Annotated in this window: 17 protein-coding genes and 1 riboswitch; of the genes, 14 read left to right on the top strand and 3 right to left on the bottom strand. The window is 64.4% G+C overall.

The window, feature by feature from the left end; all coding sequences use genetic code 11:
- The first annotated feature begins 40 nt into the window (after positions 1-40).
- From AN936_RS10405 to AN936_RS10365, 9 genes are all read left to right on the top strand, one after another.
- Positions 41-2,020 carry a serine hydrolase domain-containing protein gene (locus AN936_RS10405; RefSeq protein ID WP_054590221.1) on the top strand — a complete coding sequence of 660 codons (1,980 nt, stop codon included), beginning with the start codon at positions 41-43 and terminating at the stop codon, positions 2,018-2,020.
- Complete coding sequence (locus AN936_RS10400; protein WP_054588091.1) at positions 2,020-3,060, top strand: dipeptide epimerase; 1,041 nt, start codon at positions 2,020-2,022, stop codon at positions 3,058-3,060. The genes AN936_RS10405 and AN936_RS10400 overlap by 1 nt, the downstream gene beginning before the upstream one ends.
- 137 nt (positions 3,061-3,197) lie before the next feature.
- Entirely contained in the window at positions 3,198-4,340 is a 1,143-nt protein-coding gene (locus AN936_RS10395; protein ID WP_054588090.1) for a dipeptidase, read from the top strand.
- Positions 4,341-4,374: 34 nt separating this feature from the next.
- On the top strand, positions 4,375-6,525 hold the full coding sequence (locus AN936_RS10390; protein WP_054588089.1) for a TonB-dependent receptor: 2,151 nt from the start codon (positions 4,375-4,377) through the stop codon (positions 6,523-6,525).
- Between the two features lie 20 nt (positions 6,526-6,545).
- A complete protein-coding gene (locus AN936_RS10385) occupies positions 6,546-7,586 on the top strand; it encodes a DUF1611 domain-containing protein (protein WP_054590220.1) in 1,041 nt (346 codons plus the stop codon).
- On the top strand, positions 7,583-8,722 hold the full coding sequence (locus tag AN936_RS10380) for a hypothetical protein (protein ID WP_054588088.1): 1,140 nt from the start codon (positions 7,583-7,585) through the stop codon (positions 8,720-8,722). The genes AN936_RS10385 and AN936_RS10380 overlap by 4 nt, the downstream gene beginning before the upstream one ends.
- The gene (locus tag AN936_RS10375; protein WP_054588087.1) at positions 8,719-10,296 is read left to right on the top strand and encodes a serine hydrolase; all 1,578 of its coding nucleotides are present in this window, start codon (positions 8,719-8,721) and stop codon (positions 10,294-10,296) included. Before AN936_RS10380 ends, AN936_RS10375 begins: the two co-directional genes overlap by 4 nt.
- Positions 10,293-11,477 (top strand): dipeptidase, encoded by a 1,185-nt coding sequence (locus AN936_RS10370; RefSeq protein ID WP_054588086.1) that lies wholly within the window; start codon positions 10,293-10,295, stop codon positions 11,475-11,477. The genes AN936_RS10375 and AN936_RS10370 overlap by 4 nt, the downstream gene beginning before the upstream one ends.
- Complete coding sequence (locus AN936_RS10365; RefSeq protein ID WP_054588085.1) at positions 11,474-12,568, top strand: amidohydrolase family protein; 1,095 nt, start codon at positions 11,474-11,476, stop codon at positions 12,566-12,568. Before AN936_RS10370 ends, AN936_RS10365 begins: the two co-directional genes overlap by 4 nt.
- A gap of 1 nt (position 12,569) precedes the next feature.
- Here AN936_RS10365 and AN936_RS10360 read toward each other — a convergent pair whose 3' ends face one another.
- Positions 12,570-15,266, bottom strand: a complete 2,697-nt coding sequence (locus tag AN936_RS10360) for a LuxR C-terminal-related transcriptional regulator (protein ID WP_054588084.1) — start codon at positions 15,264-15,266, stop codon at positions 12,570-12,572.
- A gap of 180 nt (positions 15,267-15,446) precedes the next feature.
- On the opposite strand from AN936_RS10360, the gene AN936_RS10355 reads away from it, so the two are divergent.
- The 4 genes from AN936_RS10355 (at position 15,447) to AN936_RS10340 (ending at position 21,609) form a co-directional block, all read left to right on the top strand.
- Positions 15,447-18,047 (top strand): TonB-dependent receptor, encoded by a 2,601-nt coding sequence (locus tag AN936_RS10355; RefSeq protein ID WP_234715805.1) that lies wholly within the window; start codon positions 15,447-15,449, stop codon positions 18,045-18,047.
- Between the two features lie 77 nt (positions 18,048-18,124).
- Positions 18,125-18,895, top strand: coding sequence for an SDR family NAD(P)-dependent oxidoreductase (locus AN936_RS10350; protein ID WP_054588083.1), 771 nt, complete (start codon positions 18,125-18,127; stop codon positions 18,893-18,895).
- Positions 18,896-18,927: 32 nt separating this feature from the next.
- On the top strand, positions 18,928-20,052 hold the full coding sequence (locus AN936_RS10345; RefSeq protein WP_054588082.1) for a DUF5938 domain-containing protein: 1,125 nt from the start codon (positions 18,928-18,930) through the stop codon (positions 20,050-20,052).
- Between the two features lie 12 nt (positions 20,053-20,064).
- Positions 20,065-21,609: an acyl-CoA synthetase gene (locus AN936_RS10340; protein WP_054588081.1), complete on the top strand. Its 1,545-nt coding sequence runs from the start codon at positions 20,065-20,067 to the stop codon at positions 21,607-21,609.
- Here AN936_RS10340 and AN936_RS10335 read toward each other — a convergent pair.
- Positions 21,600-22,676 (bottom strand): threonine aldolase family protein, encoded by a 1,077-nt coding sequence (locus tag AN936_RS10335; RefSeq protein WP_054588080.1) that lies wholly within the window; start codon positions 22,674-22,676, stop codon positions 21,600-21,602. The genes AN936_RS10340 and AN936_RS10335 overlap by 10 nt on opposite strands.
- Positions 22,677-22,726: 50 nt before the next feature.
- A riboswitch (SAM-I-IV-variant riboswitch) is annotated at positions 22,727-22,835 on the bottom strand.
- 56 nt (positions 22,836-22,891) lie between these two features.
- Entirely contained in the window at positions 22,892-23,809 is a 918-nt protein-coding gene (locus AN936_RS10330) for a MurR/RpiR family transcriptional regulator (protein WP_054588079.1), read from the bottom strand.
- Positions 23,810-23,960: 151 nt separating this feature from the next.
- Here AN936_RS10330 and AN936_RS10325 point away from each other — a divergent pair, with 151 nt between their 5' ends.
- Complete coding sequence (locus tag AN936_RS10325) at positions 23,961-26,105, top strand: TonB-dependent siderophore receptor (RefSeq protein WP_054588078.1); 2,145 nt, start codon at positions 23,961-23,963, stop codon at positions 26,103-26,105.
- Position 26,106: the final 1 nt, after the last annotated feature.

Here is a 26,106-nt window from a genome sequence, read left to right as displayed (position 1 = left end):
GGCTGCGAAAGGCCGGCGCGGCGGGAACAAGGGGATGACGATGCGTTTCCTTCGCAAGTTGATGATCGGATTGACCGCGCTGGTCGCGCTGCCGCTGGCGGCGCAGGGACCGATACCGCCCGAGCCGGCGAAAAAGGCCGTAACTGCGGCGGCGCCGGAGACTCCGAAAACGGGCCAGCCGGTCGCGCTCGACCGCGCCGACCTCGAGGCATGGCTCGACGGCTATCTCCCCTATGCGCTGGAACGCGCGAATATTCCGGGGGCGGTCGTCGTCGTGGTGCGCGGCAATCAGGTCGTGCTCGAAAAGGGCTATGGCTATAGCAACGTCGCGAAGCGCGCACCGGTCAACCCCGAAACCACGCTTTTCCGGCCGGGTTCGGTGTCGAAGCTGTTCACCTGGACTGCGGTGATGCAGCAGGTCGAGGCGGGGAAGATCGATCTCGACAAGGACGTCAACACCTATCTCGACTTCAAGATTCCGCCCTATCAGGGCAGGCCGGTGACGATGCGTAACATCATGACGCACACCGCAGGCTTTCAGGAATCGGTCCGATATCTGATCAGCAGCGATCCCAAGGCGGTGATGGCGCTGAAGCAGCAGATGCCGCTCGCGCTCCCCGACCGCGTCTTTGCGCCAGGCACCACGCCGGCCTATTCGAACTACGCGACCGCGCTTGCCGGCTATATCGTCGAGCGGGTCAGCGGCGAGCCGTTCGACAATTATGTCGAGAACCACATCTTCAAGCCGCTCGGCATGAATTATGCGACCTTCCGCCAGCCGTTGCCGGCGCGGCTCGCGCCCTTCATGTCGAACGGTTATCCCGATATCACAAAGAAGGCGCAGCCCTTCGAGATCGTGATCCCGGCCCCGGCGGGCAGCCTGTCGGCGAGCGGCGCCGACATGGGCAAGTTCATGATCGCGCACCTCAACGACGGCGCGGGGCTGCTGAAGCCCGAAACCGCGAAGATCATGCATGATTTCAAGGCGCCCGGCGTCGGCCCGCTCAACAGCATGGCGCTCGGCTTCTACGAACAATGGGTCAACGGCCACCGCGCGATCGCGCATGGCGGCGATACCGTGTGGTTCCACTCCTATCTGTGGCTGTTCCCCGATGCCGACATCGGCGTCTTCATCTCGATGAACAGCGCTGGCAAGGCGGGCGATGCGGGCGCGGTACGCAGCGCGCTGTTCCACAAATTCGCCGATCGCTACCTGCCCGGCACTGCAACGCCTGGCACCGTCGATGCCAAGACCGCCCGCCAGCATGCACAGATGATGGTCGGCCATTATGAGAGCAGCCGCGGCAGCTTCACCAACTTCATGAGCCTGTTCGGCCTGCTCGGGCAGGCGCAGGTCGGGATGACCGAGGACGGCAAGCTCAGCATCCCGGGTCTCGATGGGCTTGGCGCCGGCGCGCGCGACTGGGTCGAGGTCGAACCCTTCGTGTGGCGCGACACCGGCACCGGCGAACGCCTTGCCGCCGAAGTGAAGGACGGCCGGGTTACCCGCTGGAGTCTCGATCCCGGATCGCCGTTCATGGTGTTCGAACCCGCGCGGGCAAGCGCCAATGCCGCCTGGCTCATCCCGGCGCTGATCGCGGCACTTGGCATCGTGCTGCTCGCGGCACTCGCCTGGCCGGTCCGGGCGCTGGTCCGCCGCAACTTCGGCGCGACCTTCGCGCTCGAAGGGAACGCGCGGCGCGCTTATCGCCTATCGCGCCTGTTCGCCTGGCTGGTGCTGGCGGCGCTTGCCGGCTGGATCGGCCTGATCGCTGCCTTCTCGGCCGATATCGGCAGCATCGGCGGTCCGCTCGACTGGCTGATCCACCTGCTGCGCATCCTGACGCCGGTCGCTGCGTTCGGCCTGCTCGCCACTGCCGGCTGGCATCTGTGGCTCAGCATCAAGGACAAGCGCAAATGGACGATGAAGTTCGGCGCGGCGCTGCTCCTGCTCGCAGGACTGGTGCTGGTCTGGGTGACGCTGGTCTTCCACCTCTACGGTTTTGGAATGGTATATTGATGACGACGCAATCGGTACGAAATCTGGCGCTCGACCTTCGGGTCGAGCGCTTTCCCTATCACCGGCCGTTCCGCATTTCGGGGCATGTCTTCACCGAAACCGAGCTTCTGGTCGCCGAAATTTCGGATGGGACGCACAGCGGGCGCGGCGAGGGCGCCGGCGTCTATTATCTCGGCGACGACATTGCCCATATGACGTCGGAGGCCGAGCGCGTGCGCGGTGCGATCGAAAGCGGCGCAACGCGCGAGGATCTGCAGCAGCTCTTGCCGCCGGGCGGCGCGCGCAATGCGCTCGATTGCGCCTATTGGGATCTCGAGGCGAAACAGGCCGGCCGGCCCGTCTGGGACCTTGCGGGGCTCGACGCGCCGAAACCCCTGCGCTCGACGATGACGCTCGGCGCCGACCGGCCCGAGCTGATGGTGGAAGGGATGCTGGCATTCGATCCCGAGACCCCGATCAAGGTCAAGCTGACCGGCGATGTCGAGGAGGATATTGCGCGCGTCATCGCGATCCGCTCGGCGCGTCCCGATGCATGGATCGGCGTCGATGCGAACCAGGGCTATAGTATCGAGACGTTGCCGGGTCTGCTCCCGACGCTCGTCGCGAACGGCGTTTCGCTGCTCGAACAGCCGCTCCGGCGCGGGCGTGAGGCGGACCTCGACGGCTTCGCGCGGCCGCTGCCGTTCGCTGCCGATGAAAGCGCGGTGACGCTGGCCGATACGGCATCGCTGGTCGGGCGTTTCGACGTGGTGAACATCAAGCTCGACAAATGCGGCGGGCTGACCGAGGGGCTGGCGATCGCGCGCGAGGCGCGGCGGCTCGGGCTCGACGTGATGGTCGGCAACATGATGGGCAGCAGCCTGTCGATGGCGCCGTCCTATGTGGTCGGGCAGCTCTGCGACATCGTCGATCTCGATGGACCGATCTTCCTGGCCCGTGATCGCGAGCCCGGGGTCCGTTACGCCGGCGGCATGGTCCATTGTCCGGCAGAAATTTGGGGCTCTCCTGTCACCCCGGCGCAGGCCGGGGTCTCGCCTTAGGGTCAGGACGCCCCGGCGAGATCCCGGCTTTCGCCGCGCTGACGAAATAAACTGTAACATTTGTCCTAAATGGGTTGACATTTTTCTGATCAGGACAATAGTCTTGAGAGTGAAACTTACCTGAGGTGGAGGGTGGAATGACATCATCATTCCCGATGACGCGCCGCGCACTGGTTGCGGGCGCGGTGGGTGCGGCTGTGTCGATGCCGATGATCAATCGCGGTGCTTATGCCTTCGCTGCGGCGCCGGGGCGCAGCTATTCGCGGCGGGCGGTCGACCTTGTCGGTTCGTCGCTGGTGATCGACATGCTGGCGCCGCTCAAGATCACGCTGTCAGAAGACTATGTCGCGCATCGCCTGACCGATGCCGAGGCGGAGGAGTTTCGCAGCAGCGGCATCACCGGTTTCCATAATGCCTATGGGCTTGGCGGACCGAATGCGAAGCAGCAGGCACTTGAATTTCTCGCCGGCTGGCAGGGTTTTGCCGGGCGCAACAGCCATGTGTTGACGCTGGTCGACGGCGTCGCCGATCTCGATCAGGCGAAAAAGGACCGCAAATGCGCGGTCATCATGGGTATCCAGAATGCGGAACAGTTCCAGAGCATCGAGGATGTCGCGCTGTTCCGCCGCCTCGGCCTGCGCTGCGCGCAGCTCACCTATAACAGCCAGAACCTGATCGGGTCGGGCAGCACCGAGCGCGTCGACGGCGGCGTCAGCGATTATGGCGCCGCGATCATCGCCGAAATGGAAAAGCAGAAGATGCTGGTTGACGTGTCGCATTGCGGCGACAAGACCACATTGGATGCCATCGAATTGGCCAAAGGGCCGATCGCGATCACCCACAGCAACGCCCGCGCACTGATCGACCATCCGCGCGTCAAGACCGACGAGGCGATTAAAGCGCTCGCGGCGAAAGGCGGGGTGATGGGAATCACCGGGGTGCGCATGTTCATTCGCGCGACCGATCCCACCAATGTGGGCCATATGGCCGATCATATCGACCATGTCGCGAAGCTGGTCGGGATCGACCATGTCGGCATCGGTTCGGATGCCGACCTCAACGGCTATGACGATATGAAGCCCGACGAATATGCCGCCCTGAAGGGCAGCTACAAGGGCAGCTACGCCTTTCGCGACAAGATCGACATCGACGGGTTCGATCATCCGAAGAAGGTCTTCGACCTGACCGAGGAACTGATCCGTCGCGGATATTCCAACGAAAATATCACGGCCGTGCTGGGGGGCAATTTCCGCCGCCTGCTCGCTCAAGTCTGGGGGTAAGACGATGAATAAGGGATTTCTTATTGCAGGAAGCATGGCCGCGCTGACGGCGGCGATGCCGGCCGGGGCGCAGGAAGCGGAACTCGCCGAAGCTGAAAGCGAAGTGATCGTCGTGACGGCACAGAAGCGCGAGGAAGCGCTTCAGGATGTTCCGATCTCGATCACCGTCGTCAACGGCGAAGCGCTGCGCGATCAGGGTGCCGGATCGCTGGTCGACTATGCCGGCTATGTTCCCGGGATGACGGTGATCAGCTCGCAGCCCGGTACGTCGATCATTTCGCTTCGCGGTATCGCGCCGGTGGGCTCGGCACAGGCGGTCGGCATATACCTCGATGACGCGCCGGTAGGATCGAGCAGCCTTTACGCCCGCAGCGCGACCTATTCGCTCGACCTGATGCCGTACGACATCGCCGGGCTGGAAATCCTGCGCGGGCCGCAGGGCACGCTTTACGGTGCAAGCTCGATCGGCGGTTTGCTGAAATACCGGACCGTCGCGCCGAGCACGACCGATTTCAGCGTCAAGGCCGGCGGCGAACTCTTCACGATCGATCATGCCGGCAATCCCGGCTGGGCGGCGCAGGTGATGGTTAATGCGCCGATCGTCCAGGACAAGCTCGGAATGACGGGCAGCTTCTCGTGGCGCAAGACTCCGGGTTATGTCAGCTCGGTCAACAATCCGGCGCTCAACGATGCGAATTCGGTCGAGCAGGTCGGCGGCCGGGTAAGCCTGCTCTGGAATGCGACCGAGGATTTCACCGTTCGCCTCGGCGGCATCTGGCAAACCATCGACGCGAACGCGACCAACAATATCGTGTCGACCGTCGCGGGCGTCCCGATCGGCGACGGCTGGTCCTACAACGCCTTCTTGCCCGAGCCTTTCCACAAGAGCATCGATTATTATTCGGCGGTGCTCGACTATGACCTCGGCTTTGCAACGCTGACCTCGGTTTCGACCTATAGCGAAACCAAAACCACCAGCGTGCAGGATGCCTCGCTCGTTTTCGGTGTCGCGTTCCCGGCGCTGAGCGGCGGGGCGGTGCCCGAAGGCCTCGCGCCGTTCAGCATCGAGCTCGGCCTTGAAAAGTTCACGCAGGAAATCCGCCTCGCGTCGCCGAGCAACGACCGCTTCGAGTGGATGATCGGCGCCTTCTACACGAAGGAGACGAGCGAGAATCACCAGCTGGTCCGCACCTTCGACTTCTCGGGCGAACCGAATCTATTCGATCCGGGCGCCATCGTGTCGCTGCCCTCGACGTTCAAGGAAATGGCAGTGTTCGCGAATGCGACGGCCTATTTCGGCGACGTGTTCGCGCTGTCGGGCGGCCTGCGTTACGCCAAGAACAAGCAGAACTTCCAGCAGATCAGCGAAGGCCCGTTCATCGGCGTTGCCAATTTCACCGGCTCGTCCAAGGAAGATGTCTTCATCTACAGCATCAGCCCGCAGATCCACATCAGCGAAGATGCCATGCTCTATGCGCGCGTCGCCAATGGCTATCGTCCCGGCGGCCCGAACGTCGTGTTCCCCGGGGTGCCGCCGCAGGTCGCGGCAGACACGCTGGTCAATTACGAAATCGGCTTCAAGGGCAATCTGGGCAGCACGCTCGCGGTCGAAGTGGCCGGTTTCTATATGGACTGGACCGACATCCAGGTGGTGCAACCCTTCGGCGGCGTGACGGGGCAGGCCAATGGCCCGTCGGCGGTCAGCAAGGGCGTCGAAGGCACCGTGACCTGGCGGCCGGTGCGCGGACTGTCGCTGGTGGCGAGCGCCGCCTATGCTGATGCGAAGCTGACCGCCGATGCGCCCGAAATCTCCGGCGTCGACGGCGCGCGCCTGCCCAGCGTGCCGAAATTCACCGGGTCGGTGCAGGCCGATTACAGCTTCGGGATCGGCGAAAATGCGTCAGGCAAGGTCGGTGTGGGACTGCGGCATTCGTCGCGGTTGGCGTCGCTGCCGTCCAGCAGCCCGAACAATCTGTGGTCGGACCCCTATACCGCGCTCGATGCCAATGCCGCCGTCACCTTCGACGACCATTGGACGGTGCGCGTCTATGCACGCAACCTGACCAACAAGCGGGCATCGACGCAGCGTAGCTATACGTTGAACGCCTTTGGTGCGCAGGCCTATCAGACGAACGTGCCGCTACAGCCGCGCACGATCGGCGTCGCGCTCGACATGGCCTTTTGAGCGAATTGGAGTTGAACCAGATGAACGCGCCGACCGGCAGGCTTGCCGACAGCCTTGTGCTGCCGCAGCCCTATCTTCTCTTCCTCGGCGACACGGTGGAGGCGAGCTATGCCAAGACCGCTTTCGGCCTTGCCGACTGGGCGCCCGATCGCTGCGTCGGCGAAATGGCGATCGGCGGCTGTACGGTAACCACCGGCCTCGAACGCCTCTCGCCCGCCGATGCGCGGGCGGCAGGTGCGCGGTCGGTGGTGATCGGGGTCGCGAACCAGGGCGGCGTGCTCGCCGATAGCTGGGTCGCGGCGCTGATCGAGGCGATGGAAGCGGGGCTCGACGTGATCAGCGGCCTGCACGTCCGGCTCGCAAGCGTGCCTGCGCTTGCCGAGGCGGCGCGCCGTACCGGCCAGCGGCTGATCGACGTGCGTACGCCGCCTGCGGGCATTCCGATCGGCAACGGGCGGAAGCGCAGCGGCAAGCGGCTGTTGACCGTCGGGACCGACTGCGCCCTCGGCAAGAAATATACCGCACTTGCGCTACATCGGGCGTTCGTCCAGCGCGGCCTCGACGCCGATTTTCGCGCGACCGGCCAGACCGGGATCATGATTGCCGGCGGCGGTATCCCGATGGACGCGGTGATTTCGGATTTCGAGGCGGGAGCCGCCGAAATCCTCAGCCCCGACGCGCCCGACGCTCATTGGGATGTCGTCGAGGGACAGGGCTCGATCTTCAACCCCGCCTATGCCGCGGTGTCGCTGGGACTGCTTCACGGCAGCCAGCCCGACGTCTTCGTCGTCTGCCACGATCCGGCGCGCACGGTGATCCTCGGCATGGAAAGCTTCGCGATGCCGAGCATCGACGAGGTCATCGACCTGACCATCCGCCTCGGCAGCCGGACCAATCCGGCGATCCGTTGCGGGGGCGTCAGCCTCAACACCTCGGCCTATTCGGCCGAAGCGGCCGAAGCGCTGATGGCGGCGGAAAGCGAACGGCTCGGTCTGCCCGTTGCCGATCCCATTCGCGGCGGCGCGGCGTTCGACGCGCTGGTCGACAGCTGTCTCGCATGAGTGTGGGCGAGACGGGCGGCAGGTCGAGCTGGTTTCAGCGCTTCCTGCTGCCCGGTTTTGCATTGAAGGCCGTCATCATCGGCGGCGGCTATGCGACCGGACGCGAACTGGCCGAATATTTCGTGCCATCGGGCCCGTGGGGTGGGCTCGCTGCGATGCTGCTTGCAACGTTGATCTGGAGCGTCGTCGCGGCGCTGACCTTTGCGCTCGCTCGCAAGCTCGGCGCCTATGATTATCGCGCTTTCTTCAAAGGGCTGTTGGGCCCGGCCTGGGGAGCGTTCGAGGCCGCCTATATCATTTTCGTCATCCTGATCCTTGCGGTGTTCGGCGCCGCCGCAGGCGCGATCGGCGCCGCGACCTTCGGCTGGCCCGAATGGACGGGCTCGTTGCTCCTCGCCGTATCGATCGTCGCGGTCACCGCGTGGGGCACGGGTGCGGTCGAGCAGATGTTCAAATATGTCTCGATCCTGCTCTACGCCGTCTACGGCTTGTTCCTGATCCTTGCGCTTGCGAGCTTCGGCGGGCTGATCGGGCAGGGCTTCGCGAGCGCGCCGCCGCCGTCGGGCAACTGGATGGCGGGCGGGCTGACCTATGCGAGCTATAATATTGTCGGCGCCGTCGTGATCCTGCCGGTGCTGCGCCACCTGACCAGCCAGCGCGACGCGGTCGTCGCCGGGCTGATCGCCGGCCCGTTGTCGATGCTGCCCGCGATCCTGTTCTTCGTCGCGATGATGGCCTTTTATCCTGCAATCGGCGACGAGACGCTGCCGTCGGACTTCCTGCTGCGCCAGATGACGGTGCCGGGTTTCCACATCCTGTTCCAGGTGATGATCTTCGCGGCGCTGCTCGAAAGCGGCGCCGGTGCGGTCCATGCGATCAACGAGCGTATCTCGGGCGCGGTCGAAAGCTGCGGCCGGCGCGCGCTGACGCCGGGAACGCGTGCCGTCATCGGCGCCGTTATCCTCGCGGGATGCATGTTCGTCGCCGGCCGCATCGGGCTCGTCGATCTGATCGCCAGCGGATACCGCTTCCTCGCCTGGCTGTTCCTCGCCGTTTTTGTCGCACCGCTCCTGACTATCGGCGTCTGGCGCCTGCTACGCGGCACCCCGCTTTCCCAACTGGAGACTGCATCATGACCTCCGCCCGTCTGATCACCCTGTCGCTTTTGCTCGGCGTCGCTGTGCCGGCATGGGCGGAGCCGCCGCAGGACCTCGTCGAAAAGGTCGAGGCGCTGCGGCAGGAAATCGGCGCCACGGGCGTGTCGATCGCGATCGTCGAGGATGGCAAGACGACGCTGTCGCGCGGCTGGGGTGTGCGCAAGCTCGGCGAGCGCGCCGCGGTCGACGGCCAGACGATCTTCCAGACCGGTTCCACCGGAAAGGCAATGACCGCGGCGGCGCTAGCGATCCTCGTCGACGAGGGCAAGATCGGCTGGGACGACCCGGTGATCCAGCATATGCCATGGTTCCGCATGTACGACCCCTGGGTTACGCGCGAGATCACGATCCGCGACCTGCTCGTTCACCGCAGCGGGCTCGGGCTGGGGCAGGGCGATCTGATGTTCGTGCCGCGCACGCACCTGAGCCGCAAGCAAACGGTCGAGCGTGTCGCCTACCTTAAACCGCAGACGAGTTTCCGGTCTTCCTACGCCTATGACAACATCCTCTATGCGGTCGCAGGGCAGTTGATCGAGGAGGTCACCGGGCAGACGTGGGAAGCCTTCATGCGCGACCGCGTGCTGCGGCCCGGCGGGATGAAGAACGCGACGAGCGACAGCGAGGATCGCTTTCGCATCCCGAACCGTTCGTGGCCGCACGCGCGGCTGTCGGGGCCGCTGCGCGGGCTCGGCGACCAGCAGGCGCTGAACGAACGCGATGAACTCGGCCGCAACGGCGCGCCCGCCGGCGGGCTGGCGCTCAGCGCCGACGACATGGCGGCGTGGCTGAAGATACAACTCGCGCACGGCGCGCTGCCGAACGGCAAGCGGCTGTTCAGCGAGGCGCAGGCGGCCGAGATGTGGAAGCCGGTGACGATGATGCCGATCACCCCGCTGCCCGACGCGCTCAAACCCGCGCAGCCGACGATGCAATCCTATGCGCTCGGCTGGCAGGTGCAGGATTATCGCGGCCACCAGATCATTTCGCACGGCGGCGGCGTGTTCGGGTCGATCACCCGCGTCGTGGTGATCCCCGAAAAAAATGTCGGCTTTGCGATCATGATGAATAGCGAAGAGAGCGGCATGCTGCTCGGGCTGACGTACAAGTTGCTCGACCATTATCTCGACCAGCCCGACGAAGGCTGGACCAAAAAATGGCAGGATTGGTACAAGGAACGGCTTGCCGGCGGCGTCGAATATCTGAAGCAGGCACAGGCCGCCCCGGCGAAGGTCGGCCCGTCGCTCGACCCCGCCCGCTATGCCGGGCGTTATCGTGATCCGTGGTACGGCGATGTCGTGGTAGCCTCGACGCCGCAGGGGCTGACGATCGACTTTACGTCAACGCCGCGGATGGCCGGGCGGCTCAAGCATTGGCAATATGACAGCTTCGTCACCGATTTCGACGAGCCGGCGATCGAGCCCGCCTATGTGACCTTCGCGCTCGACGCCGACGGCAAGGTGACCGGCGTGACGATGAAGGCGGTGAGCAAGATCGCCGACTTCAGTTGGGACTATCACGACCTCGACCTGAAACCCGTGGAGGACAGGAAGTGAAGCGGATCGCGATTCTGGTGACCGCCGCCGCGCTGTCGGCGTGCTCGACCGGCGGCGACAAGCCCAAGGCGCCTGAAGCGCCGCTCCACAGCCGGATGCTGGTGCTCGACACCCATCTCGACACGCCGCTGCATTTCGAGCGCAAGGGCTGGAATTTCGCTGATCGCCACGACCTCGCGACCGACCTGTCGCAGCTCGACATCCCGCGGATGAAGGATGGCAATCTCGATGGCGGCTTTTTCGCTATCTATACCGATCAGGGGCCGCTGACCCCGGCTGGCTATGCCGCGGCGCTCGACCATGCGCGCAAACGGTCGGACCTGATCGACCGGACGATTGCGGTGCACAAGGATGCGATCGGCCCGGCGCTGACCGCCGACGATGCCCGGCGGCTCAACAAGGAAGGCAAGCTGATTGCCTTCAAGTCGATCGAGAACAGCTATCCGCTCGGCGAAGACCTGTCGCTGCTCGAGGAATTCTACCAAAAGGGCGTCCGGCTGGCGGGGCCGGTGCATTCGAAGGACAACCAGTTCGCCGACAGCGCGACGGGCGAGGGGCGCTGGAAAGGGCTCAGCCCGCTCGGCAAGCAATGGGTCGCCGAAATGAACCGGCTCGGCATCGTGATCGACGCGAGCCATTCTTCCGACGCGACCTTCGACCAGATCCTCGCGCTGTCGAAATATCCGATCCTCCTCTCGCATTCCAGCCTGCGTTCGGCGAACGACCATCCGCGCAACCTCGACGAGGGGCGGCTGAAGGCGCTGGCGGCGAAGGGCGGCGCGATGTGCATCTCGACGATCTTCCTATCCGATATGAAGATGTCGCCCGAACGCGCGGAATTGTTCGGAAAATATGAGACGATAGGTACATTGTCGCCGGCCGAGCAAGCGGAACTCACGCGCCGCTGGCGCGAACTCGACAAGACCGAGACGCTGTGGGCGGCCGATTTCGAAAAATATATGGCGATGGTGCTGCGCGCGATCGAGGTCGGCGGCGTCGATCATATCTGTTTCGGCGCCGACTGGGACGGCGGCGGCGGACTGACCGGGATCGAGGATATCTCGGCGCTACCCAAGGTCACCGAACGGCTGAAAGCGGCGGGCTATTCGGACGCCGACATCGAAAAAATGTGGAGCGGCAATATTCTGCGCGTCTTGGCGGCGCAGGGAAAAGCCGGGTGATCCGTTCGGTTGCCCCGTTCGCGGCGCTGCTGCTGTTTGGCGCCATCCCGGCGCTGGCACAGGATGCGAAGCGCTCCGATCCGGTGCCGCGGGCCGACCATCATATGCATATCCAGAGCAAGCTGATCGTCGATCAGTTGCGCGCAATGCAGGCGGCCGAACCCGATATATTCGACGGCATTTCCGCTGACCTGTTCGCCGAACGCACCGGGGCCGATGCGCTGCGCGAACTCGACCGGGCGGGCATCGACAAGGGCGTATTGCTGTCCACCGGCTATATGTTCGGTTTCACCGCCGTGCCGATGGAACCGGCGGTCAGAGCCGAAAAAATGCGCGGCGAAAACCGCTTCAACGTCGATGCGGCGCTGGCATCGAAGGGGCGGCTCTTCGCCTTTGTGGGGATCAATCCCTTCGCAGCCAATGCGTTCGACGAGCTCGAATATTGGTCGAAGCAGCCCGGCGCGTCGGGGGTCAAGCTGCACCTCGGCAACAGCGGGTTCGATACCGCCAACCGCGAACAGGTCGAAGCGCTCGGCCGCTTCTTTGCCGCGGCGAACAAGGCTCGGATGCCGCTCGTCGTCCATCTTCGCGGTGCGGCACCATTCAGCACTGCCGGCGTCAATATCTTCCTCGACCGGGTTGTTTCGCAGGCGGGCGATTTGCCGATCCAGATCGCTCATGGTGGCGGCTATGCCGGGATCGATCAGCCGACGCTCGACGCGCTGGCCGCTTATGGTGACGCGATCGCGCGCAAGGCCCCGGGTACAGCCAATCTCGTTCTCGATATTTCGGCGGTGATGCAGTTCGATCCGTCCAAGCTGCCCGACGCCAAAACCTCGACCGAGAAACGCAGCTATGACGAACTTCGCGGCATTTATGTCGCGGGAATGCGCAAGATCGGGCTTGATCGGTTCGTTCTCGCCAGCGACTGGCCTGCGATCGCGCCGCCCGCCGAATATTTCGCCGCGGAAAAGCTGGCGCTTCCGGTAACGCCGGCCGAATGGAAACAGCTTTGCGAGAATGTGGCGCCCTATCTGCGCCCCGAATGGCTGGCAAAGCGGGAGACGGCCGGCGAGGCCGCGACGCGCTAGTTCAGTCCGCCTGTTCGGCCATGCGCAGGCCGAGCGTTGCGGCGTTCTGGACCGCTTCTTCGCGGCTTGTCGCGCGCAGCTTGCGCATGACATTCTTGAGGTGCCATTTCACCGTTTCGGGCGCCAGATTCAGCGTCCGCGCGATCTCCTTGTTCGACTCGCCCGCTTTCAACGCCCCCAATATGTCGATTTCGCGTTCGGTGAGGAAAGAGAAGTCCTCTCCCGGCGCGGTCGCATGATGCCCTTCCAGCCGGTGGTCGCGGCGCGACGGATCGGCGAGTTTGAGCAGCGCGAGGAACGAGCCCGACGAATAGGCCTCGCTGCAGAAATTCTGCACCGCACGAACGCCGGTGACGTCGAGAACGTCGACGATCGTACGCCGGAAACCGGTGCTCGCGGCGTGATTGAGGAACCGCACGGTTTCGAGCGCGACCATCTTGTCGCAGCGCCCGCTGAGCTGGGGCAGGATGTTGAACAGCGTTGCCGAAGCACGCAGTTCGGCATCGTCGGCGTTCGAAGCGAGCCGCAACAGCCGTTCGGCGACCAGCGTCAGGCGCGGACGATCGCCAAGGGCAATCGCTTCATAAGCACGCATTTCGGACAACAGGGCAAAGGCGCGGCCGGGCGCCGACAGGGGATCGCATACCGCCGCGTCCTCGTCGGCGATGGCAATGACCGCTTCGGGGTCGATCGTCTGCGGCAGGCGAAGGCGCGCGCGCTCGATGACGCATAGCGCCTTCAGCGGGGCCCAGTTGCGTTCGAACGCGATCACTTCGGCCCGGTCGATCAGCGAGGCCGCGCGATCGGGCTGATCGAGCCCGGCCGCAGCGCGGATGCTGACGAGAAGGGTCTGGATCAGCGCGTCCTGAAAACAGCTTCGCGCAAGGTGAGGGAGCGCATCGGCCGCCAGTCCGGCGGCCTTGCCGACCTCGTCGCGTTCATAGGCGCATCGCGCCAGCGCGGCGTCGACCAGCGCGGTGGCGAGGGTGGGTGCGGCGGCGCCACTCCGCGCCTCGCGAAGCACGCGTTCTGCCTCTCCCAACTGGCCCTGCGCGCGTGCAGCGGCGGCACGAGTGCAAACCGCCAGCGCAAAGGGCAGGTCGAGCGGGCTTCCGGCGCTGCGCAGCGACAGGGGACGGATCGCGTCATGCACCAGCCCGAACAAACCGCGTTTCAGGGCGCCTTGCGCCTGCATGACGCGGATCATCGACACCGCGAAAGCCGATGCGTCGCCCGATGCGGCCAGAAACCGGTCGCATGTTTCGATCACCGCCTCGGGCCGGTCTTCGACGCAGGCCCGGTGGAACAAGGCCAGCGCGCGGGCTTCCGCCGCTCCGGTGCTTTCCAGCGCGGCAATTGCCCCGTTGGCGTCCCGATCCGCGGTCAGGGTCAGGAGCCACGCATGGGCTTCCGGAAGGCCGGGCGTCGTCTCGATCTGTGTGGGCGCGAGTTGCCCCATCCAGCCGGAAAGCATGGCAATTTCGCCGCGTTCGAGCATCGAAGCGGCGAGGCCGGCGATCAGCGTTGCCGCTTCGCCGGCATCGCCGCACGCCAGAAGCTGTTCGATCGCGTCCGCCGTCATGCCCTGCGCCGCATAATATCGTGCGGCCACCCGGTGCAACTGGCGCGCCTGGCCCGGTTCGGCGATATCGAGGCGCGATCGCAGCGCGGCGCGAAAGGCGGGATGGAGGCGGTACCAAGTGCCGCCCGGGCGCGGCGCGTCGACGAAAACACCCCGCGCCGCGAGGTCTTCGAGCAGCCTAGCGGGCTGCTTTTCGCCGCCGAGCAGGCGGCACAGATCGGCGCTGAGAGAGGGGGCGATGCCGTAACGTTGCAGGAGCAGTTGCGCTGTGGGGGGCAGTTCGTCGAGCAAGGCGGCAAAATAGGCGTCGAGACGGCCGGTCAGCGCCCGTGAATCGGTGAGGTCCGGAGAGGACGCCGCGCGCATTGCAAACCTCAGTCCCGCCGGCCAGCCTTCGAGGGCATTGTTGAGCGCCGTGCAGCCGGGCGCATCGACCGGCGTTCCGGCGTTCTGCAGGAACTTATGGACCTCCTCGTCGGTCAGCCCCAGATCGGTGCGTCCGACGTGCAGCACCATGTCGCGGCGCTCCGCCGCTTCGATCTGCACGGCGGGCTGCGCGCAGCCCGCCAGCACGAGGCGCAATTGCCGCGGCGGATGGCGGAGCAACCGATTGAGCACGTCGATCGCGCGCGCGTCGGTCAACCGGTCGACATCGTCGAGGACGAGGAGCAGCGGCCGGTCTGCCGCATCGATCCGCTGCGCGAGGATATCGGCGAGGATCGGGGCGGAAGCCGGTGCGGACGGCTCCCCGGCGATGCTGTCCTCGGCGGCCGCATGGCGTGCGATGCGGACGGCTTCGAAAACATGGGCGATGGCGGCCGGTTCATTGTCTTCGGGATCGAACGAAACCCAGCCGGCGTCCCATCCGATGCCCTCGGCTTCGGCAAACAGCGTCGCGCAAAAGGCGGTCTTGCCATATCCTGCGGGCGCCCGGACCAGACAAATCTCGCGCTCTGCCAATGCCTCGAGCCATCGGGCGCGCCGGTCGCGGCCGACGAGGTCGGAGGGAAAACGCGGCGGCATGAACTTGCGGTGGGCGAAGGGCGTGACGCCGTGCGCCTTTGCCGTTTCATGCTGCGGCCTGATGTCTATCCTCGATCCCGGCTGGATGGTCATCGCTTGCCCTCCATCTGTTTATGCTGGCTATCGCGCCCGCGCGCGAACGGCAAGGCGAAGCCGCCATCCCCCCCATCGCTCCCCCCGCCGCCTTGTCTGTCGTACCCGCGCCCGTCGCCATAGCCTCCATCCCGACGAAGGCCTTGCACAGAACGGGCCTCCAACCACGGGAGAGAAGGCGTGACCAACAAAGCTTTTCTGGCAACCTGCCTGTCGACCACGATGCTGATGGGATGGCATGACGCCGCATCGGCCCAAGAGGCGCCCGTGGCTCCCGAAGCCACCGGGACGGAGAGCGGCGGGATCGCCGAGATCGTCGTGACCGCGCAGAAGCGCGAACAGAGGTTGCAGGATGTTCCCGCGGCGGTGTCGGCGATCGGCGGCGATGCGCTCGCGGCGCGGGGCATCAACGAAACCTCCGACCTGATGGGTGCGGTGCCGAGCCTCCAGATCTCGACCCCCTACGGCAAGACCCAGCCGAACTTCTCGCTGCGCGGGATTTCGGTGGCGAACGAATTCTCCGCATCCACCGCGTCGCCGGTCGGCGTCTATGTCGACGAGGTCTATCAGAGCTTCCGCGCCAGCCATGGCGGGCAGCTTTACGATATCGACCGCGTCGAGGTGCTGCGCGGTCCGCAGGGCACGCTCTATGGCCGCAATACCACCGGCGGCGCGATCAGCTTCTTCACCCGGAAACCGAAGCTGGGCGAAGACGAGGGCTATTTCACCATCGGCTACGCCAATTACGACACCAAGACGGTCGAGGGCGGTTTCGAAAAGACGTTGATCCCCGACGTCCTCGGCATACGCATCGCGGGGACGGTCGCGAAGGGCGACGGCTGGCAATATAATCCGGCGCAGGATCGCCATGTGGCCACCACCGATTCGATGGCCGGCCGTATTTCGTTGCGCTGGAAGCCGACCGACACCCTCGACATCAACCTGAAAGCCTATGCGGCGAAGGACGATCCCTGGACGGCGAACGCCTATTCGATCGGCCAGTTCGCGAACGGCGAGGATATCGTCGGCTATTCGCGCTTCAATCCCGCGCAGAACGGCGGCCGCGCGCTCGGCAAGAACGAGGTCTCCGCCGATCAGGGCGGCAAGTCGCTCTCCTCGTCGAAGGGGGTCGCGCTCAACATCGAGCTGGAACTCAATGACTATTTCACGCTGACCTCGATCACCGGCTATGACACGGGCAAATACAGCATCTCGCCCAACGACTGCGACGGTTCGCCGCTGGACGTCTGCTCGATCCGGTTCAACAGCACCAGCAAGAATTTCAACCAGGATCTCCGCCTGAACTACTCCGACGACAACATCGATTTCGTCGGCGGGCTCTATTATGGCAAGGACACCATCAAGACGCGGAACGAGCCCGACTTCTTCGGTGCGCTGAGGCCGATGCTGCTGGGGCTGGGGGTTCCCGGCGGTTACAACAACGCCCCGATCGGGACGCCGGACTCGATCCGCGTGCTCCCTGCGTTTGCGCTCGATCCGACCCTGACCCCGGGCTCGGCGGGCTTTTGCGATCCCGTCGTCGTCAATCCGAACGGCTTTTTCGATGCGCGGACGCTGGTCGCGTACCAGACCGATGCCGCGATCAACAATTCGGGCAATTTCCCCGCTGGCGGTGCCTATTATCAAGGGTGCCTCGCCGCTGGCGCCGGCCCGTTTGGCCCGATCCTGGGCGAGCAGAAGTTCGATGTGCAGCGGCCGTCGAAGGCGATCTACGGCGACCTCACATGGAAGGCGACCGACCAGCTGACGGTCGCGATCGGCCTGCGTTACACGATGGACAAGGTGAAGTTCCGGAACGGCAGCACGATCATCTACGCCCTCGATGGCGTGACGCCGGTGGTCAACCTGATCCCCTATGCCTTCCCCTACGACCCCGACCTGCCGACGATGAACCTGCAGGAAAAGGCGAACCGTCTGACCGGCCGCGCCAATATCAGCTACAAGTTCACCGACGATGTCATGGGCTACATCCAGTACAGCCGCGGCTATCGCAGCGGCAGCTATAACGGTCTCGCGTATCAGGGCACGAACCAAGTCTATTATATCAAGCCCGAAAAGGTGAACGCTTATGAAGGCGGTTTGAAGACCCAGTTCCTCGACCGCCGCGTCCAGCTCAACCTTGCGGGCTTCTATTACGACTATTCGAACCAGCAGACGACGCAGGTCGTCGGTGCGACCACCTTCACCCGCAGCGCCAACGGCCGCGTCTGGGGCGGCGAGGCCGAACTGACCGTCGCGCCAGCCGACGGCCTTCAGCTCAACGCATCCTTCGGTTACCTCAACAGCAAATATAAGGGCAATGTTGTCGACCCGGCCGATCCCGCGACGCAGTTCACGCGGAACGTCAACGGCAATCCCTTCCCGAATGCGCCGAAGGTCACCTTCAACGCGGGCTTCGACTGGGATATCTTCGAGCGCGGCGACAGCAAGCTGACGCTGCGCGGCGACGCCAGCTATATGGGCAAATATTATTTCGATGCCTTTGGCGACTACGGGCTTGATCCGTGCGACAAGCCCGGCGCCCCCGGCGCCGTCCGCCCTGCCGGCGTTGCCTTTACCTGCGGCAATCCGGGTTACTGGCTCTTCAACAGCCGCCTGACCTATAAGGCCAACGACAATCTGTCGGTCAGCGCGTGGGTCAAGAACCTGACCAACAAATATTACTACACCTACGGCCTCAATATCGATGTCTTCGGGCTCGATTATCTGAACCGCGGCACGCCGCGCACTTACGGCGTCGAAGCGACGTTCAGTTTCTGAACCTCCGGAGCAGGGAACGGCGGGCACCCCCTCCCGCCCGTCGTTCCCGATCCCGATATTTACGAGAGGAGCGTCGCATGATGCGATTTACGGGCAAGAGCGTACTGATCACGGGCGCAGCGCGAGGGATAGGCCTCGCGGCCGCGCAGGAGTTTGCGCGCGAGGGCGCATCGGTGACGATCACCGATATCGATGCCGAAGAAGCGGAACACGCGGCTGGCGCAATCCGCGCCGAGGGGCTGAAGGCAGAGGCGCGCCGTCAGGACGTCGCCGACGAGACCGCGTGGGAAGCGCTGGTCGCCGAGGTCGTGGCGCGCGAGGGCAAACTCGACATTCTCGTCAACAACGCGGGCATGGGGTTTCTGAAATCGGTCGTCGATACCGATATCGCCGAATGGCAGCGCTTGATGGCGGTCAACCTCGAGAGCGTGTTCCTCGGCGTTCGCGTCGGGATCGCGGCGATGAAGGAGCGGGGCGGGGTGATCGTCAACGTCGCGTCGATCGCGGCGAACGTCGCCGAGCCGCTCTTCCCCGCCTATAACGCCAGCAAGGCCGGGGTCGCGATGCTGACCAAGGCGGTCGCGGTCGATTGCGCGCGCAATGGCTGGCCGGTGCGGATCAACTCGCTGCACCCCGGCTATTGCGAGACCAAGCTGGTCGCCGATGCGGTTGGGGCGCTCGGAGAGGAGGCGGCGGGCTTTGCCGCCGCGACCGCCGCCGCCATTCCGCTGGGCCGCATGGCGACGACGCGCGAGATTGCGCGGCCGCTGCTGTTCCTCGCCAGCGACGACGCGGCGTACATGTGCGGCAGCGAGCTGATCGTCGACGGTGGCTACACCGCAATTTGACCAATGAAATCAATGAAAGAGGGATCGGGGTTATGAGCAAGAAGAAACCTGTCATCGTCTATGGCGCCTCGGGCTACACCGGCCGCCTCGTCTGCGAATATCTGCGCGAACTCGGCATCCCGTTCATCGCGGCCGGGCGCGACGCGAAGCGCGTGCAGGAGGTGATGGACAAGATCCCCGGCATCGAAACCGCCGATTATGAGGTCGCGGAGGTCGACCATAGCGTCAAGGCGCTGACCAAGCTGTTCAAGGACGCGAAGGTCGTGTGCAACATGGTCGGGCCGTTCATCAAATATGGGCCCGAAACGGTCGAGGCGTGCCTTGCCGCGGGCGTCCATTATCTCGACACCACCGGCGAGCAGGACTGGATGCTGTTGGCGCAGGAAAAATGGGGCGACGCCTTTGCCAAAAAGGGCCTGCTGCTGTCGCCCTGCGTCGCGCAGATGTACACGGCCGGTGAGATCGCGGCGAACATCGCGCTGGAGACGATGCCCGGGCTCGACACGCTCGACATGCTCGTCCTGTGGAAGGGGTTCCCGACCTATGCCTCGGTCCAGACGATCTTCACGATTCTGAAGGCCGACTGGTATTATCTTGAAAACAATAAATATGTTCAGTGGCCGACCCTGACCGCAACCGAATGCCAGGTGCCGGGCCAGCATGCTACAGCGCTGACCCTGCCGTGGGGCGGCACCTCGCACCCGATCTGGTTCAAGGACGACCCGCGCGTTTCGACGGTCAAGGTCTATGGCGGCGTGTTCGCGCGCGAGGTCATGGACAATGTCGTCAACATGACGAAGATGATCGATACCGACATCAAGCCGCTGCCCTTCGCCGAGCAGGAAGCGGCGCTGTCGAAAATGGCGGAATCGGTACAGGGCGACATGCCGCCGCGCGAAAATCCGCGGCTCAACACCAGCATCGATTCGGTCTACGCCTCGGGGCCTCTCGGCCGCGTGCATGTGCTGATCCACGGCAACTGCAATTACAAGCAGACCGGGCTGATGCAGGCGTGGTGTGCGGCGAACCTGCTGCAACAGCCGCCGCGCCGCGCCGGCTTCGCTTCGGCCTGCCAGGCGTTCGGGCATCGCGAGATATTCGGGGCGATGCGCCAGTTCGGACTGGTGCTGAAACCGATCGTCACGGTCCACGACTGAGGAGAAGGCCTGATGCGGCTGGTCGACTGGCTCGACAAGGGGGCATCGCTCGGCGCCGATGCGCCCTGCCTGACGATGGACGGCGAAAGCCTGTCCTATGGCGAGGTGCAGGCGTTGACGCACCATGTTGCGCGCGGGCTCCACGCGTCGGGGATCAGCCCCGGCAAACATGTCGCGATCCTGTCGGGCAACGATCCGGCCGCTTTCGCCTGTGTCTTTGCCATCTCGCGCGCCGCCGCTGTCTGGTGTCCGATTAACCCGCGCAACGAAGCCGCCGAGAACGCCTATGTGCTCGACAATTTCGACTGCGCGGCCTTGTTTTTCCACAGCAAATTCGCCGAACTGGTCGATGTGCTCAGGAAGGATCTGCCCAAGCTCGAGCTGCTTGTCTGCCTCGATGCCGAACAGCCCTTCGCTCCGTCGCTCGACGAGTGGCTGGCGGGCGCCCCCGACACCCCATTCACGGCGGCGCCCGTCAGCGATCTGGCGATGATCCCCGGCACCGGCGGTACGACCGGGCATCCCAAGGGCGTCATGCTGACGAACCGCAATCTGGAAGCGATGACCGCGCTCACCCTGATGGGTTATCCGTTCGAGGGGCGGCCGGTCTATCTCGCGATGGCGCCGCTCACCCATGCGGCGGGCGTGCTTGCTTTCCCGATCATGGCGCATGGCGGCGAGATCGTGATCATGCCCTATCCCGATATCGGGCAATTTCTGGCGCTCGCGGCGCGGCACCGGGCAACGCATACCTTTCTGCCGCCGACGCTGATTTACATGCTGCTCGACCATCCCGACCTCGCGGCAACCGACCTCTCTTCGCTGCAATGTTTCTGGTACGGCGCGGCGCCGATATCGGCGGCGCGGCTCGAAGAGGCGATCGGCAAGCTCGGTCCCGTGGTGGCGCAGCTTTTCGGCCAGACGGAAGCGCCGATGATGATCTCGATGATGGCACCGAAGGATCATTTCAATCCCGACGGAACGATCGCGCGCTATCGCCTGTCGTCGGCCGGCCGGCCGGGGCCGCTGGTGCAGGTCGCCATTCTGGACGGCGGGGGCCATCCGGTTCCGAAGGGCGAGCGCGGCGAAATCGTCGTGCGCGGTTCGCTGGTGATGGACGGCTATTACAAGAATCCCGCCGCGACCGCCGAAGCGACCGTGGACGGCTGGCACCGCACAGGCGACATCGGCTATCTGGATCCCGACAATTTCCTGTTCATCGTCGACCGCGCCAAGGACATGATCATCACCGGCGGCTTCAACGTCTATTCGGCCGAGGTCGAACAGGCATTGCTGGCGCATCCGGCGGTGCAGGACGGCGCGGTGTTCGGCCTGCCCGACGACAAATGGGGCGAGCGCGTCTGCGCGGTCGTCCAGCTTCGCGCGGGGCAGAGCGCCGATCCGCAAGCGATCATCGCCCACGTCAAGGCGGCGATCGGCAGCGTCAAGGCGCCGAAAGAGCTCGAGATCTGGGACGACCTGCCGCGCTCGAAGGTCGGCAAGGTGCTGAAGAAGGACATCCGCGCGGGCAAGCTCGCGACCCTCGATCAGCCATAGCTCGATTGTGGTGCCGGCGGCATTCCGGCCGCGGGCGCGCACAGTTCGACGATATCCTGTCCCAGCGCCCGGACCACCGCGATGTCCGAATCCCACGCGAACATGAAGCGGGCGCTGCCGCCGATGAAGGTGTAGAACAGCCAGCCGCGCTCGCGCAGCCCGTCGAGCACCGTGTCGGGAGCGCTGAGGAACACCGAATTGGCCTCGACGGGGAAGGCGAGCCGGACGCCGGGGAGACCGGCGATCGTTGTCGCGAGGCTGGCGGCGCAATCATTGGCGTGGCGGGCGTTGCCCAGCCAGGCGCCGCTTTCGAGCAGCCCGATCCACGGCGCCGACAGGAAGCGCATCTTCGAGGCAAGCTGTCCCGCCTGCTTGCACCGGTAGTCGAAATCGGTCGCGAGGCTCGTGTCGAAGAAGATGATCGCCTCGCCTGCCGCCATGCCGTTCTTCGTGCCGCCGAAGCACAGGACATCGACTCCGGCGCGCCACGTAATGTCCGCGGGTGTGCAGCCGAGCGTCGCGCAGGCATGCGCGAAGCGGGCGCCATCCATATGCAGCTTCAGCCCCAGTTCGCGGCACGTCGCCGAGATCGCGCTGATTTCGTCGATAGAATAAACCTGCCCGGTCTCGGTCGGCTGGGTGATCGTCACCACGCGCGGCTTGGGGAAGTGAATATCCGACCGGCCGCAGGCGAGGGCGCGGATCGCCTCGGGGTTCAGTTTTCCGTCGGGGGTTTGCGCGACGAGCAGTTTCGACCCGTTGGAGAAAAATTCGGGCGCGCCGCACTCGTCGGTTTCGACATGCGCCGACGAGGAACAGATCACGCTGTGATAGGATTGGCAAAGCGCGGCGAGCGCGAGCGAATTGGCGGCGGTGCCGTTGAAGGCGAAAAACACTTCGCACTTCGTCTCGAACAGCGTGCGGAACGCGTCCGCGGCGCGCTGCGTCCATATATCGTCGCCATAGGCCCGCGCCGAACCGTCATTGGCGGCGGCCGTCGCCGCCCAGGCTTCGGGGCAGATACCGGCATAATTATCGCTGGCGAATTGTTGCGGCTTTCCTGTCATGTCGAACTCCCTTTCGAAATATCGAGAAGCGGTTCGACGCAGGTGCGGCTGATGGTCCCGTTTTTTGCCGGTCCGGCCACATCCCCCGTCGTTGACGGGGTACCACCTTGCTCGGGAGCAGGTTGGTGTCAGGCGTCGGCCCGACTCTTGATGTATGGCCGCCCCCTAGTCGGCAGCGCGGGCGGCGTCAATCCATGCGGCGCAATGGTCCGTGGTCAGGACAATTTCGGCCGCGGCGGCTGATGCCCGGCATAGCCGGTGAACGCCTGATGGAGCTGTGTCAGCCTTTCGAGCCGCTGTTCGACGCGCGTCCCGATCGTCTTGATCACGCTGTTGACGAGCAGATTGACCGCGCAGACGAGCGCGACGGGCGAACTCCAGAACATCCCCGTCTGCGTCGGCACGGCCAGCACATGCGGCGTAAACCGCGGCGCCCAGTCGCAGAACAGGTCGGTGAGGACGATCAGCGGGATGCCCTGCTGGCTCGCTTGCTCGGCGAGCAGATAGGATTGGCGCGAATAGCGCCGGATATCGATGACGACGAGGCAGCGGTCGGTCTCGTCGGCGGCGAATACGTCGGCATAATTGCCCGCGCTGAGGTCGACCAGGCCGACCCCGTCGCGCATGAATTGCAGATGGTTGGCGAGCAGCATCGCAATCCCGCGTTCGGTCTGGAATCCCGCGATCTGGACGCGCTGCGACCGGGCGAGCAGTTCGACCGCCTTCGCGAATTGCGGGGTCTCGGCAAGCCTGTAAACTTCGATCAGCGACTTCATTTCGCGCTGGATGCTCGTTTCGCTTTCGTCCCCGGCATCGCCCGATTCGACGAACTCGGCGAGCTGGTCGCCCATCAACCAGGGAAAACCTTCTTCGCTATTGTCCTTCAGTTCATTCTTCAGCGCCTTGAAGTTGCGATAGCCGAGCCGGCGGGCAAAGCGGCCGATGGTGATTTCGGCGACCCCTACCTTGTCGGCCAGCGAAAGCGCCGTCTCGAACGCCAGCGTCGCATAATGGCCGAGGATATAGGCCGCGATCGCGCGTTCGGCCGGTGAATAATGTTCGAGATCGGCCTGCAGCCGCTGGAGCAGCGGCACGTTGGGGATCGCTGGCCGATCGGTGTTCTGGTCGCTCATGTCCCGATTTCCTTCGGCATATGTTAGTAATTTTGTCAAAACTATCAATTGACAGAAATATGTCAAATCACTTTTAATTAAGTCACACCGGCCCCGCATCTCGCGAAATGGGGCCGTTCGATGATCACTGGTCGTTTGAGGGGAATGGGCAATGAACGGACTTTGCCGGAACGGGTATCGGGTTGGATCGGGCCGCACACGGCTGCGGCTGGCAGCAGGGGCGCTGGCGATGCAGGCGGCGCTCGCAGCCACGGGCGCCTATGCGCAGGAAGCGGGTGACAAAGGCGGCCAAGGCGATGCGATCGTCGTCAGCGGCTATCGCTACCTTGCCGAGGACACCAGCGGCACGACCGGGCTTCCGGTGCCGATCGAGAAGGTCCCGCAGTCGATCAGCCTCGTCAGCGAAGACTTCATGGACGCGACCGATGTCCGCTCGCTGGGCGATGTTGCGCAATATACGCCAGGCGCGCTGTTCGACGGCAATCCGGGCGGCACCGCGTCGATCGTCAAGCTGCGCGGCTTTGCCGCCGGCAATGCGATCGACGGGCTGAACGTCGGCGCGCTCGATTACGAGCCCGACTTCGCGACGCTCGAACGGCTCGAAATCGTCAAGGGCCCGACGTCGGTGGTCTATGGCGCTGCCAATCCCGGCGGCATCATCAATCAGGTGACCAAGAGCGCGAAAGCGAACACGCCTTCGCATATCGAACTGCTCGGCGGTTCGTGGGATCGCTGGCGGATCGAGGGGCAGGTCGCCGCTTCGCTGAACGCGGCGGGCACGGTAAATGTCATTGGTATCGCCGCCCACGAAGAGGCGGGCAGTTTCATGCAGCGCGTCGATTCGACGAAGACGGTGCTCTACGCCGGGATCGATGCCGAGCTGACGCCCGGCCTCACCGGCTATATCCATGGCGGCTACGAACGCTATCGGCGTACCTCGTTCGACGGCATCCCGACCTTTCCCGACGGATCGCCGGCGCCGGTCGGCCGGTCCTTCTTCATCGGGTCGGGCGATTTCGACCTTGTGACCCCGGTCGTGCGCGTGAACGGCGGGCTGGACTGGGAGGCGTCGGAGGCGCTGTCGGTCAGCTTGAAGCTCAACTATCTCCGTTCGAACACGACGGGAGAGAGCGGGTTCGGCTTCGGGCTCGAAGACAATGGCGACTTCTTCCTCGCGATCAACAACATCACCAAAAGCGTGACCAAGGCGTTCAGTGCCGGACTTTCGGCAGTGTACAAGCTCGACGACCTCGGGCTGGCCGACAGCTTCGTCACCGTCGCTGCCAATTATCAGCATTACGACACGAAGCAGGCCGGGACGATCCCCGATATGCCGGAAGGCGATGTCGCGAACATTTTCGACGGCGTCGACGCGATCGAGGCGCTGTTCAACACGCGGACCTATCCCGGGATCTTCGATTACAGCCTCAATCGCCGACTCCGCTATTTGACCCTGTCGACGCAGGCGAACATCAAGGTCGCGGAGCCGCTGACGCTGCTCGGCGGCATCAGCTGGGCCAAGCCCGATGTGAGCAAGCAGTCGGGCACGGCGCCGTGGGAGGATTTCAGCGGCGACAGCCAGACCAGCCTGCGCCTCGCCGCGACACTGGAGCCAGTCCAGGGCCTCAATTTCTATCTGTCGTACAGCGAATCCTTCCAGCCGCAGTTGTTCATCGACGCGGTCGGCGACGTGCTGCCGCCGCTGACCGGCGAGCAATATGAAGCCGGGGTCAAATATGTGTCGCCCGACCGGCGGCTGTTGCTCACCGCGGCAGTCTTCGACGTCCGGCAGGCCAATCAGGCGCGCTACGACCAGACCATCGACCTGATCGATCGCTATTCGCCGGTCGGCAAGGTGCGGCACCGCGGCTTCGAATTGCAGGCGGTCGGCGAGGTTGTGAAGGGCTGGCAGGTCAACGCCGGGCTCGCCATCCTCGATCCGACAATCCGCGAGGATGACGATCCGACGCTGATCGGCAAGACGGTCGCCTTTCTGCCCAAGAGCACGGCGAGCCTCTACACCAGCTATGAATTCGGCGGCGGCGCTTTCGTCGGGGGCGGCATCCGCTATGTCGATTCGGTGAAGACCGACATCGACCGCGCGACCCGCGACCTGCCGTCCTATGTATTGGCCGACGTGTCGGCGGGCTATGATTTCGAGCGTTTCCGTGTCCAGCTCAACGTCAAGAACCTGTTCGACAAGCATTATTTCGTGAACAATTATCAGACGCTGTTTTACGGCAATGTCGTCGGTGAACCGCGGAGCGTGACGGTTTCGCTGCGCGCGAACTTCTGAT

Source organism: Sphingopyxis macrogoltabida (assembly GCF_001307295.1).
Classification (GTDB): Bacteria; Pseudomonadota; Alphaproteobacteria; order Sphingomonadales; family Sphingomonadaceae; genus Sphingopyxis; species Sphingopyxis macrogoltabida_B.
This window is presented reverse-complemented; position numbering and strand designations above follow the sequence as displayed.

Excerpts from the sequence above, each read along its gene's own strand:
- AN936_RS10405 (WP_054590221.1), top strand. The coding sequence starts at position 41 with ATGCGTTTCCTTCGCAAGTTGATGATCGGATTGACCGCGCTGGTCGCG.
- AN936_RS10400 (WP_054588091.1), top strand. The coding sequence starts at position 2,020 with ATGACGACGCAATCGGTACGAAATCTGGCGCTCGACCTTCGGGTCGAG.
- AN936_RS10395 (WP_054588090.1), top strand. The coding sequence starts at position 3,198 with ATGACATCATCATTCCCGATGACGCGCCGCGCACTGGTTGCGGGCGCG.
- AN936_RS10390 (WP_054588089.1), top strand. The coding sequence starts at position 4,375 with ATGGCCGCGCTGACGGCGGCGATGCCGGCCGGGGCGCAGGAAGCGGAA.
- AN936_RS10385 (WP_054590220.1), top strand. The coding sequence starts at position 6,546 with ATGAACGCGCCGACCGGCAGGCTTGCCGACAGCCTTGTGCTGCCGCAG.
- AN936_RS10380 (WP_054588088.1), top strand. The coding sequence starts at position 7,583 with ATGAGTGTGGGCGAGACGGGCGGCAGGTCGAGCTGGTTTCAGCGCTTC.
- AN936_RS10375 (WP_054588087.1), top strand. The coding sequence starts at position 8,719 with ATGACCTCCGCCCGTCTGATCACCCTGTCGCTTTTGCTCGGCGTCGCT.
- AN936_RS10360 (WP_054588084.1), bottom strand. The coding sequence starts at position 15,266 with ATGACCATCCAGCCGGGATCGAGGATAGACATCAGGCCGCAGCATGAA.
- AN936_RS10350 (WP_054588083.1), top strand. The coding sequence starts at position 18,125 with ATGATGCGATTTACGGGCAAGAGCGTACTGATCACGGGCGCAGCGCGA.
- AN936_RS10345 (WP_054588082.1), top strand. The coding sequence starts at position 18,928 with ATGAGCAAGAAGAAACCTGTCATCGTCTATGGCGCCTCGGGCTACACC.
- AN936_RS10340 (WP_054588081.1), top strand. The coding sequence starts at position 20,065 with ATGCGGCTGGTCGACTGGCTCGACAAGGGGGCATCGCTCGGCGCCGAT.
- AN936_RS10335 (WP_054588080.1), bottom strand. The coding sequence starts at position 22,676 with ATGACAGGAAAGCCGCAACAATTCGCCAGCGATAATTATGCCGGTATC.
- AN936_RS10330 (WP_054588079.1), bottom strand. The coding sequence starts at position 23,809 with ATGAGCGACCAGAACACCGATCGGCCAGCGATCCCCAACGTGCCGCTG.
- AN936_RS10325 (WP_054588078.1), top strand. The coding sequence starts at position 23,961 with ATGAACGGACTTTGCCGGAACGGGTATCGGGTTGGATCGGGCCGCACA.